We start from the raw sequence: 10,023 nt of genomic DNA, 5'->3' as shown, positions 1-10,023 counted from the left end.
GTGTCAGTGAATGCATGTGTCACTGAACCACCGCATTCGCGAGCAAGCCCGCTCCCACATTTGATATTCAGTGACTTCAAGAGTCGGGCATTTAGCCCTTTTTCTTATAGGCCACGCAATCGATCTCCACCTTGCAATCCACCATCATGTTGGCCTGCACACAAGCCCGCGCCGGGGCGTGTTCCGGGGTGAAGTATTCGCCGAAGACCTTGTTGAAACTCCAGAAGTCGCGCGGGTCTTCCAGCCACACGCCCACCCGCACCACGTCTTTCAACTCGTAGCCGGCCTCTTCCAGAATCGCCACCACATTGCGCAGGGTCTGCCGGGTTTGCTCGACGATGCCGCCGTTGATGATTTCTCCGTCCACCGCTGGCACTTGGCCCGAGACGTAGAGCCAGCCGTCCGCTTCCACCGCGCGGGCGAAGGGACGGGGCTGGCCGCCGCCGGCGGTGCTGCCGGTGCCGTAACGAGTAATGCTCATAAAATAGCCTCCTTGATTAAAAACGAATGTTCTTGAGAAATTCCGCCAGGCGCGGCGATTGCGGGCGTTCGAAAATGTCCTTCGACGAGCCCTGCTCTTCAATGCGGCCCTGGTTCATGAAAACGATCTTGTCAGACACTTCGTAGGCAAAGCGCATTTCGTGGGTGACCAGCAACATGGTCATGCCCTCTTCCGCCAGGCCCTTGATTACGCTGAGCACTTCGCCCACCAACTCGGGGTCGAGGGCCGAGGTGACTTCGTCGAACAGCATCAGGCTCGGGTTCATCGCAATGGCGCGGGCAATCGCCACACGCTGTTGCTGGCCACCGGAGAGCTGGCCGGGGAAGTGGTTGCGGCGCTCCAGAAGCCCTACGCGATCGAGCCATTTTTCCGCGAGTGCCACGGCTTCGTCCTTGCCCATCTTCTTGACCTTGAGCAGGCCGAGGGTGACGTTCTGCAATGCCGTCAAATGCGGGAACAGGTTGAACTGCTGGAATGCCATGCCAGTCATGGCGCGATGCTGGGAAATCACCCGCTCGGGGTGGCGCACGCGCTTGCCGGCAACTTCGCTGTAGCCGATGGACTCACCGTCGAGGGTGATCTGCCCGCCCTGGAACTCTTCCAGCAGGTTGACGCAGCGTAACAGCGTGGTCTTGCCCGAACCGCTGGAGCCGATCAACGTGACCACGTTACCGCGCTGCAGGGTCAGGTCGACGCCCTTGAGCACTTCCACCTCGCCGTACTGTTTGCGCAGGCCGCGGATGTTGAGCAACGGCTGGTCGATGTGAGGTTGATTCATGGCAAGGCCACCCGCTTTTCAATGTAGCGCCCGAATAATTCGATGGCGTAGTTGATGACAAAGAACAGAAACCCGGCGAACAGGTAGAACTCCAGGGTCATGAACGTGCGCGCAATCACTTGCTGGGTACTGAGCAGTAATTCCGCCACGCCGATCACCGACAGCAGGGTCGAGGCCTTGACGATTTCCGTGGAGGAATTGACCCAGGTCGGCAGGATCTGCCGCAGCGCCTGGGGCAACAGCACGTAGGCCAGGGACTGCTGGAACGTCAGACCAATCGCCTTGCCCGCTTCCAGTTGCCCACGGGGAATGGCTTGCAGCGCACCGCGCACGATCTCCGACACGTGGGAGCCGCAAAACAGCGTCAAGCCAACCGCACCGGCCTGGAACGCGCTGATCTGCCAACCGAGGGCCGGCAGCATGTAGAAACACGCGAGCACCAGCACAAACACGGGCGTGCCACGGATCAGGTCGACATACAGGCGAAACGGAGCACGCATCCAGAATTTGCCGTAGGTCAGGATCAACCCGGCGACGATGCCGATCAGGGTGCCAAAGATAATCGCCAGCGCCGACACATACACGCTGGCCTGAAAGCCCGCCCACAGGGTATCCCGGGCGATCCACAACTCATGCAGCCAGCTGGGGGACTCGTACATGGGAACCCTCCTTAACGACGGATCGCCAGACGCTGTTCCAGGTAACGGAGCAGCATGGCAATGAGGTAACAGGCAGCCACGTAGAGCGCGGTCGTGACCAGCCAGGTTTCAATCACCCGGTAGCTTTCGACGTTGATCTTGCGGGCGTAATAGGTCAGCTCCGGCACGGCAATCGCGGCGGCCAGCGAGGTGTCCTTGAACAGCGAGATAAAGTTGTTCGACAGTGCCGGCAGCACGTTGCGCAGCATCACCGGCACGGTGATGTAGGCACGGATGCGCCATTCGCCCAGGCCGATGGCCAGGCCGGCTTCACGCAAACCCTTGGGAATATTCAACAGCCCGGCGCGGAATACTTCGGTCAGGTAGGCACCGGCGTACAACGACAGGGTGATGATGAACGAGGGGATTTTGTCGAGACGAATGCCCAGGGACGGCAACGCAAAGTAGATCAACAGGATCAGCACCAGAATCGGCGTATTGCGCACCACCGTCACATACACCGAGGCGAAGAGGCGCAACGCACGGTGCCTGGACAGCATGGCAAAGGCCATCAGCAGGCCGATCACGCAGCCGATGGCGATCGACAGCAATGCCAGTTGCAGGCCCAGACCGAGCCCCGCCAGCAAGGTGTCGAAATCGCGCCACACGGCGGCAAAGTTCAACTGATAGTTCATGGTCAGCAATACCTAATAGGGGCGCCGTCGGCGGCGCCCCGGTTGTCACGAATCACTTGAACTCGACAGGGAAACCAATCGCCGGCTCGGGCAGGTCGACGCCAAACCATTGCTTGAACGAGGCCTTGTAGGTGGGGAATTCCACACCGGTCATGGCTTCATGCAGCGCGGTGTTGACGAAGTTCAGCCAGTCCTGGTCGCCACGCTTGACCGCGCACGCGTAGGTTTGCGGGCTCCAGGCGTAAACCGGGCTGCGGTAGCGGCCGGGGTTCTGCACCATCAGGTATTTGACCGAAGACTGGTCGGTGGCGGCGGCATCGGCGCGGCCGGAGTTTACGGCCTGGTACATCAGGTCAACGCTGTCGTACTGGTCGACCTTGGCCTTGGGCAGCGCCTGGTGCACCAGTTCTTCGGCATACACGTTTTGCAGCACGGCCACGGTGACGCCGTCGCCGGCGGCTTGCAGGTCTTCGATTTCCTTGTATTTGCTGTTGTTGGGCAGCAGCAAGCCCACGCCTTCGCGGTAGTACGGCAGGGTAAACGCGACCTGCTGCGCACGGCTGGCGGTGACGGTAATGAACTGGCAACTCATGTCGACCTTGTCGGTCAGCAGGTTGGGAATCCGCGCGTCGGACGACTGCACCACAAACTCAACCTTGCTCGGGTCGTTGAACAAGCCCTTGGCGACGATGCGGCCGATGTCAATATCAAACCCTTGCAACTTGCCATCCGCTCCCTGGAAGTGCCACGGCGCATTGGTACTGCCTGTACCCACGATCAGATGCCCACGTTTGAGCACGTTATCGAGCTTGCTGTCCGCCGCCTGCACCATGCTTGCGAGGGAAGCCGATGCGGCGAAGAGAAAAACACACGCTTTGAACACGGAAAGTCGGTGATGCATGACAAGCACTCCAGGGATTGTGTATTCCGCTATACCGGAACCTAGTATGTAACAACGGAATAGACAGCAGAAAGTGTGCCACACGCCGTAACAGAAAAACACGCTGGGAATTAATTCATTAAAAATCAGCAAGATAAGCCATTGCGTACTATGCGGCGTTACGCCGGCAGCTGAGGCCAATCTGCTACCCCAGGCCCCACGTTGCGGTGACAGGCCCCAATCCCGTGCGCCATTACGGCGTTACCGCGCACCGTTGCAGTGCGCACACCCCATGGAAAAATCCCCACGCTGGACTAGCCTTTGGACATTCCCGCCGACAAGGATCGCGCCCCGATGAAGCTCAGCCTCACCCTGGTTCTATGCTCCTGTCTGATCGCCACCAGCGCCTGGGCCAGCAACGACCGCCGCGACTGCAAGATCGAACTGCGCAAGCTCAACGAAGCCTTGAGCACCAACTACACCAGCCAGAACCACCACGGCTACCGCCAGGCCAAGGCCTCGCGGGACAACCTGGAATACAAGAAATGCGCGAACCAGGCGCGCAAGGCGCGCGAACGCCTGGAGCGTGATGCGAACCTGTGAAGGTTGACAGTAGACGAGCGGCGCCTCCCGACTTAGCGTGAGCTGAACGGCTACCTGGAGAACGCCAATGAGTTATTTCAACGCGGTGATCGAGGACAAAGCGGCTTTTGAGCACGCTCTGGATACACCACTCACGGTGTTTGCGCTGTTCGCCTCCGAAGGCTGTTACGCATGTAATGCGACCCTGCCGTGGTTCGTAGAGATCACCAAAGCGCACCAGGGAAAAATCAAGGTATTGATCCTCGATTGTGCGAACACGCCCAAACACCCCATGGTCGTGCGTATTCCAACGCTACTGATCTACCAACGAGGTCAGCTGGTGAGAACTCTTGAAGGGGTCAGCGAGTCGGCTCTGCTCCAGGCGCTTATAGAGCTTGCTTGATCCACCTTGCATTTGCGCGCCACCGGCCAACAGCTACGCTGCTCAATGCAGTCTCCGCCGAGCCAGGGTCAGCAATGTTCAAGACCATTGAAGCCGAAGTCCTCAAGAAACTCCCCTCACCCGCCTTGCAACTTGAGTTCGCCCAGCATGATTTCGAGCGGCTCAAGCCGTTCTGCCTGTTGATCTACCTCGCCAGCATCAGCATCTGGCTGGTGTTCAACCTGATCGTCAGCTTTCGCGGCGGCCAAGGCTTTACGTTCTATTCGGTGATATTTCTCAGCGCACTGTTGATTACCACACTGGTAGCGGCCTTCAACACGCAGGTGCGCCACTTCCAATGGATCAACCTGATCTTCGTCAGCATCATCGCCATCGGCATCCGCCTGGTGATCGAAGGCCTGCCCATGGACCTGCACCCCGGCTGGCTGATCCTTGGCGCCTCGACCATTTTGTACAGCGCCTCCGTGCTGCCGCTGAGCCGCTGGGCATTCGCCGCCACGCTGATGATGACGTGGGTGGTGCTCAACCCGTTCTATCTCACGGAAACCTCGGTGCTGGAAGTCAAAGGCACCACGGTGTTCTTTTACTCCAGCTTTCTCAGCCTGCTGACCCTCTACAGCTTCCTGAAACTGCGCCAGGTCAAGCTGAGCAACTACATCATGGCCAAGCTGCTGCTGGACCAGGCCTACGTGGACACCCTGACCGACATCCCCAACCGCCGCGCGTTCATGGCCAGCGCCGGGCAGAAGCTCGCCCACCAACCACGCACGCACGACCATTACCTGGCGATGATCGACATCGACAACTTCAAGAAAGTGAATGACCGGTTTGGCCACGATGTCGGCGACGACGTACTCAAGCGTGTCGCCCACGACATCCGCGCGGTAATGAGCGACTTCGACTACGCCCGCCTGGGCGGCGAAGAATTTGCCATTTACCTGGCTGGAGTACGCCGCGAAGACGCGGCGCAGTTGGCGGGCCGACTGTGTGCCCAAGTGCGTGAGGACGCCAGCCAACACCCGGTGACCATCAGCATCGGCCTGGCCCGGGTGGAGGATGGCGAAACCCTGAACCAGGTGCTGATAAAGGCGGACCAGGCGTTGTATGCGTCAAAACATGCAGGCAAGGACCGCTTTACGTTTCACGCACCATAGCCACCTGGGTCACCCGCCGCTCCTCGACGGCCGCCACGGTCAGGCGCCAGCCCTCGTACACCAGGCTGTCGCCCACCACCGGCAAGCGGTCCAGCAGGCTCATTACCAAGCCGGCGAGGGTCTGGTAGTCCTCGGTCGCCATGGCGTTGAAGCCGGTACGCTGGCGGATCTGGTTGAGGTTGAGCGCGCCATTCACGCGGAAACCTGCGCCGTCCTCGACAATGTCCGGCCCCTCGATTTCACTGGCATCGGGCAGCTCACCGGCGATGGATTCGAGAATGTCGGTCATGCTCAACACGCCCATGAAGTCACCGAATTCGTTGATCACAAAGGCGATGTGCGTGGATTCCTGGCGCATCTGCTCCAGGGCATTGAGCACCGAGAAACTCTCCAGCAGGTTGATCGCCCGGCGCGCCAGGTGCTCCAGGTTCGGCTCGTTGCCGGCCAGGTATTCCTTGAGCAGCTCCTTCTTGTGCACAAAACCCAGGGGTTCATCCACCGCACCATTGCGGATCAACGGCAGGCGCGAGTAGGACGAATGCATCAGTTTCAGGCGAATCGTCTCGGCATCGTCCGCCAAGTCGATGCAGTCAACCTTGGCCCGTGGCGTCATCAACGTCCGGATCGGCCGCTCGGCCAATTGCAGCACGCCGCTAATCATCACGCGCTCGCGGCGATCAAACAGCGGGCCTTGCGCGGTATCCGGTTCGCCCAACAGGTCGGCCACCTCTTCGCCCACCTCTTCCACCGCCAGGCTGCGCCCGCCAAGCAAGCGCATCACCGCATGGGCGGTGCGCTCACGTACCGGCAGCACGCCTTGCGCCGACTTCTTGCGACGGGCGCGGGCAATCTGGTTGAACACTTCGATCAGGATCGAGAAACCGATGGCCGCATACAGGTAGCCCTTCGGAATATGGAAGCCCAGGCCTTCGGCGGTCAGGGCGAAACCGATCATCATCAAGAAGCCCAGGCAGAGCATAATCACCGTCGGGTGCGCATTGACGAAGCGGGTCAACGGCTTGCTCGCGACAATCATCACGCCGATGGACACGATGACCGCGATCATCATCACCGCCAGTTCATCCACCATGCCCACGGCGGTAATCACCGCATCCAGGGAGAACACGGCGTCGAGCACCACGATCTGCGCCACGATCGGCCAGAACATCGCATAGGCCGCATTGCCGCTGCGTTGGGCCACATGACCTTCGAGGCGTTCGTGCAATTCCATGGTGGCCTTGAACAACAGGAACACACCACCAAACAGCATGATCAGGTCGCGGCCGGAGAAGCTCTTGTCGAACACCTCGAACAGCGGCTGGGTGAGGGTCACCAACCACGAAATACTCGCCAGCAGGCCCAGGCGCATCAGCAGCGCCAGGGACAAACCGATCAAGCGCGCACGGTCGCGCTGCTCGGGCGGCAACTTGTCCGCGAGGATTGCGATAAACACCAGGTTGTCGATACCCAGCACCAGTTCCAGCACAATCAAGGTCAACAGGCCGAGCCAGGCCGTTGGATCCGCTAACCATTCCATTTATAGAGTCTCTTTAATTCGAAGTTCAGAATGCCGGGCACAGCAATGCGCGGTCAGTGGACCGGGACAAGGTTAGCAGGCGGAATACGGGATGCTTCAGCGGGAACGGCAACAGCGGATGTCTTGGGGAAAGACGACTGGGGGGCTCCGAGAGGGTGTTCATGCAAATCCTGCGATAAAAAAGGACTTGAATCGTACAGCCGAAAGGTAAATCCCCTACAACGCAAAACTATTACAAGATCTGTAATCGTGTTCAGCGCGCCGCTTTTACCTGCTGGATAAACCGCGCGACCGCAGGCGCTTTTTCAAACCTGCGGTGAATCAGCGACAGCCACGACGACGCGTCACTGCCTTGAATGGGGCGGTACAGCACATTTGGCAGCGTCACATGCCCCACCACCGACGCCGGCACCACCGCGACGCCCTGCCCCAGCGACACCAGCGCCAGCACCGCAACCAAACCACCCGGCTGCGGCCCCAGGCGCGGCGCATAACCGCCCTGGGCGGCGACGTGCAGCGTGCCGCTGATCTGCTCCGGCAGGATAAAGGTCTCGTTTTGCAGGTGTTCGCAGCCGATGGCCTTCAACCCCAGCAGCCAGGAGCCCTGCGCCAGCGCCAGGACAAACCCTTCGCTGTCCAGGCGTATCGCTTCGACACCGTCGGGCAGGGTCATGGTCGAGCGGACGTAACCGATGTCGTACCGCCCATCCGCCACCGCGCCGGGCAATGCGGCCATGGCGCATTCGCGCACATTCACAGTGACATCGGGAAACGCCTGGCTGAACGCCTGCATCTGCCGCTGCAGCACGCCGCCATACACCGCCGACGCCACATAACCCAGTTCGATATGCCCGATATCGCCGCGCCCGGCCCGCTGGGCATGGCGCTGGGCGCATTCGAATTGGCGTACGGTGGCTTCGGCTTCCTGCACCAGGGCCGTGCCCGCTTCGGTCAGGCTGACTTCGCGCTGCTGGCGGATGAACAAGCGGGTGCCCAGGGCGGTTTCCATGTCCTGGATCTGCCGGCTCAAGGTCGGCGGCGCGATGCCCAGTTGCTCGGCGGCGCGGGTGAAGTTGCGTTGCCGGGCGACGGCCAGGAAGTAGCGGAAGTGACGGATTTCCATCGCAGGATTAGCTCAAAGGTAATGAAGTTCATATTGCCGCCTAACAAAGTCAGCATTGGGCAGCGATAAGCTGGGGCTATCCTAACAGCCAGAGAGCCTTTGCGATGCCGCGCGATTTCACACCTACCGTTGCCTGCCGGGTAATCCACCAATGAAGCCCGTCAGCCCACGCTTGACGTTGCTCACCGCCTCCGGCGCCTGCTCGCTGATTGTGCTCGACACCAATATCGTCGCCGTCACCCTGCCGAGCATCGCCCGCGACCTGGCGGCCAATTTCGCCGATATCGAGTGGGTCGTCAGCGCCTATATGCTCGCCTTCGCCGCGCTGCTGTTGCCCGCCGGCAGCCTCGCCGACCGTTTCGGGCGCAAGAAAACCCTGGTGTGGGGCTTGAGTATTTTCATCCTCGCGTCCCTCGGTTGCGGCGCCGCGCCCAGCGCGTTGTGGCTGGACATCGCCCGCGCCGTCAAAGGCGTCGGTGCGGCGCTGTTGCTGACCTCGGCCCTGGCGTCCATCGGCCATACCTTTCACGATGACGTAGAGCGCGCCAAAGCCTGGGCGTTCTGGGGCGCGTGCATGGGCGTGGCGATGACTGCCGCGCCGACCCTTGGCGGCTTGATTACCGAGTATCTGGGCTGGCGCTGGATTTTCTACCTCAACCTGCCCGTGGGCCTGGCACTGATGGCGCTGGTGCTGCGCGCCATCCCGGAATCCCGCGATACCCAGTCTGCCCGCCTTGATCCCTGGGGCAGCCTGGCCTTCAGCGCCAGCCTGCTGTGCCTGATCTGGGGGCTGATCGAGGCCAACCGCATCGGCTGGGACAGCCCGCTGACCTATGCGCGCCTGCTGGGAGGCGCCGGGCTGCTGGGGGTGTTTGTGTTGGTCGAACGCGTACAGCAACGGCCCATGGTGGACCTGCACCTGTTTCGCCAGCCGCGCTTTATCGGCGCCTTGCTCGGGATGTTTGCCTACGCCGGGTGCGCACAGGTGATGATGACGCTGCTGCCCTTCTACCTGCAGAACGGCCTGGGGTTCTCCGCCATCGCGTCGGGCCTGGGCATGTTGCCGTTCGCCCTGACCATGCTGGTGTGCCCCCGCATCGGCGCGCGCTTGGCGGGGCGTTTTGCCCCGGCGACGATGATGGCCGCGGGATTGACCCTGGTGGGCTGCGGCAACCTGCTCAGCGCCTGGGCGGTGCATGTCGGCGGGTATGTGCCCTTTGCGCTGGCGATTGCGGTCACCGGGGCCGGCGCGGGCTTGCTCAATGGCGATACACAGAAAAACATCATGGCCTGCGTGCCGCGCGACCGTGTCGGGATGGCCTCGGGGATGAGTACCACCATGCGTTTCAGCGCGATCATGCTGGCCATTGGCGTGTATGGGGCGTTGTTGAGCAGCCACAGCGAGCAATTGTTGGCGGCGAGTATCGGTGCGCAGTGGCAGGCGCAAGTGGGCGGGATCGCGTCGCGGGTGGTGGCGGGTGATATGCCGGCGGCGATGGGGTTGTTGCCGGTGTCGGCGAGGGCCAGTGTGCAGCCGCTGGCACAGCAGGCGTTTGTCGGGGGGTTCGGCGGGGTATTGTGGGTGGCGGGATGGTTGGGGTTGTTAGGGGCGTTGATGGTGGGACTGCTGATGCGCTACCCAATCAAGCCTTCACACTGAAACCAATGCGGGAGCGGGCTTGTGTGGGAGCGGGCTTGCTCGCGAAGACAGTGTGCCAGTCGCCGAATGTG

At 61.1% G+C, this 10,023-nt stretch carries 11 protein-coding genes; 4 read left to right on the top strand and 7 right to left on the bottom strand.

From position 1 onward, the window contains the following. Window positions 1–91 precede the first annotated feature (91 nt). Genes NUV89_RS23975 through NUV89_RS23955 form a run of 5 tightly spaced genes read right to left on the bottom strand, consistent with a single transcriptional unit; the run spans window position 92 to window position 3,514 of the window. On the bottom strand, window positions 92–481 hold the full coding sequence (locus NUV89_RS23975) for a RidA family protein (protein WP_122541444.1): 390 nt from the start codon (window positions 479–481) through the stop codon (window positions 92–94). Window positions 482–497: 16 nt separating this feature from the next. Continuing rightward, on the bottom strand, window positions 498–1,280 hold the full coding sequence (locus NUV89_RS23970; RefSeq protein ID WP_257783278.1) for an amino acid ABC transporter ATP-binding protein: 783 nt from the start codon (window positions 1,278–1,280) through the stop codon (window positions 498–500). After that, on the bottom strand, window positions 1,277–1,939 hold the full coding sequence (locus tag NUV89_RS23965; protein WP_017737241.1) for an amino acid ABC transporter permease: 663 nt from the start codon (window positions 1,937–1,939) through the stop codon (window positions 1,277–1,279). The genes NUV89_RS23970 and NUV89_RS23965 overlap by 4 nt, the downstream gene beginning before the upstream one ends. Window positions 1,940–1,950: 11 nt before the next feature. Next, the gene (locus tag NUV89_RS23960; protein ID WP_257783277.1) at window positions 1,951–2,613 is read right to left on the bottom strand and encodes an amino acid ABC transporter permease; all 663 of its coding nucleotides are present in this window, start codon (window positions 2,611–2,613) and stop codon (window positions 1,951–1,953) included. Between the two features lie 52 nt (window positions 2,614–2,665). Next, entirely contained in the window at window positions 2,666–3,514 is an 849-nt protein-coding gene (locus tag NUV89_RS23955; RefSeq protein ID WP_257783276.1) for a transporter substrate-binding domain-containing protein, read from the bottom strand. Between the two features lie 333 nt (window positions 3,515–3,847). On the opposite strand from NUV89_RS23955, the gene NUV89_RS23950 reads away from it, so the two are divergent. The 3 genes from NUV89_RS23950 to NUV89_RS23940 all read left to right on the top strand — a co-directional run bounded on the left by NUV89_RS23950 (window position 3,848) and on the right by NUV89_RS23940 (window position 5,632). Beyond that, the gene (locus tag NUV89_RS23950; RefSeq protein WP_257783279.1) at window positions 3,848–4,096 is read left to right on the top strand and encodes a hypothetical protein; all 249 of its coding nucleotides are present in this window, start codon (window positions 3,848–3,850) and stop codon (window positions 4,094–4,096) included. Window positions 4,097–4,163: 67 nt separating this feature from the next. After that, window positions 4,164–4,478: a co-chaperone YbbN gene (locus tag NUV89_RS23945; protein ID WP_257783275.1), complete on the top strand. Its 315-nt coding sequence runs from the start codon at window positions 4,164–4,166 to the stop codon at window positions 4,476–4,478. Window positions 4,479–4,552: 74 nt separating this feature from the next. Continuing rightward, window positions 4,553–5,632 carry a GGDEF domain-containing protein gene (locus NUV89_RS23940; RefSeq protein WP_257783274.1) on the top strand — a complete coding sequence of 360 codons (1,080 nt, stop codon included), beginning with the start codon at window positions 4,553–4,555 and terminating at the stop codon, window positions 5,630–5,632. On the opposite strand, the gene NUV89_RS23935 is transcribed toward NUV89_RS23940, so the two are convergent. Then, a complete protein-coding gene (locus tag NUV89_RS23935) occupies window positions 5,613–7,169 on the bottom strand; it encodes a TerC family protein (RefSeq protein ID WP_257783273.1) in 1,557 nt (518 codons plus the stop codon). The two genes, NUV89_RS23940 and NUV89_RS23935, sit on opposite strands and share 20 nt — an antisense overlap. A 253-nt stretch (window positions 7,170–7,422) precedes the next feature. Further along, window positions 7,423–8,292, bottom strand: a complete 870-nt coding sequence (locus NUV89_RS23930) for a LysR family transcriptional regulator (RefSeq protein ID WP_257783272.1) — start codon at window positions 8,290–8,292, stop codon at window positions 7,423–7,425. 151 nt (window positions 8,293–8,443) lie between these two features. Here NUV89_RS23930 and NUV89_RS23925 point away from each other — a divergent pair, with 151 nt between their 5' ends. Next, entirely contained in the window at window positions 8,444–9,952 is a 1,509-nt protein-coding gene (locus NUV89_RS23925; protein WP_257783271.1) for an MFS transporter, read from the top strand. Window positions 9,953–10,023: the final 71 nt, after the last annotated feature.

It is taken from the genome of Pseudomonas sp. 18.1.10, assembly GCF_024655625.1.
Taxonomy (GTDB): domain Bacteria; phylum Pseudomonadota; class Gammaproteobacteria; order Pseudomonadales; family Pseudomonadaceae; genus Aquipseudomonas.
The sequence above is the reverse complement of the archived record's forward strand: the minus strand, read 5'-3'. Positions and strand labels throughout refer to the sequence as shown.

Excerpts from the sequence above, each read along its gene's own strand:
- NUV89_RS23975 (WP_122541444.1), bottom strand. The coding sequence starts at position 481 with ATGAGCATTACTCGTTACGGCACCGGCAGCACCGCCGGCGGCGGCCAG.
- NUV89_RS23970 (WP_257783278.1), bottom strand. The coding sequence starts at position 1,280 with ATGAATCAACCTCACATCGACCAGCCGTTGCTCAACATCCGCGGCCTG.
- NUV89_RS23965 (WP_017737241.1), bottom strand. The coding sequence starts at position 1,939 with ATGTACGAGTCCCCCAGCTGGCTGCATGAGTTGTGGATCGCCCGGGAT.
- NUV89_RS23960 (WP_257783277.1), bottom strand. The coding sequence starts at position 2,613 with ATGAACTATCAGTTGAACTTTGCCGCCGTGTGGCGCGATTTCGACACC.
- NUV89_RS23955 (WP_257783276.1), bottom strand. The coding sequence starts at position 3,514 with ATGCATCACCGACTTTCCGTGTTCAAAGCGTGTGTTTTTCTCTTCGCC.
- NUV89_RS23950 (WP_257783279.1), top strand. The coding sequence starts at position 3,848 with ATGAAGCTCAGCCTCACCCTGGTTCTATGCTCCTGTCTGATCGCCACC.
- NUV89_RS23945 (WP_257783275.1), top strand. The coding sequence starts at position 4,164 with ATGAGTTATTTCAACGCGGTGATCGAGGACAAAGCGGCTTTTGAGCAC.
- NUV89_RS23940 (WP_257783274.1), top strand. The coding sequence starts at position 4,553 with ATGTTCAAGACCATTGAAGCCGAAGTCCTCAAGAAACTCCCCTCACCC.
- NUV89_RS23935 (WP_257783273.1), bottom strand. The coding sequence starts at position 7,169 with ATGGAATGGTTAGCGGATCCAACGGCCTGGCTCGGCCTGTTGACCTTG.
- NUV89_RS23930 (WP_257783272.1), bottom strand. The coding sequence starts at position 8,292 with ATGGAAATCCGTCACTTCCGCTACTTCCTGGCCGTCGCCCGGCAACGC.
- NUV89_RS23925 (WP_257783271.1), top strand. The coding sequence starts at position 8,444 with ATGAAGCCCGTCAGCCCACGCTTGACGTTGCTCACCGCCTCCGGCGCC.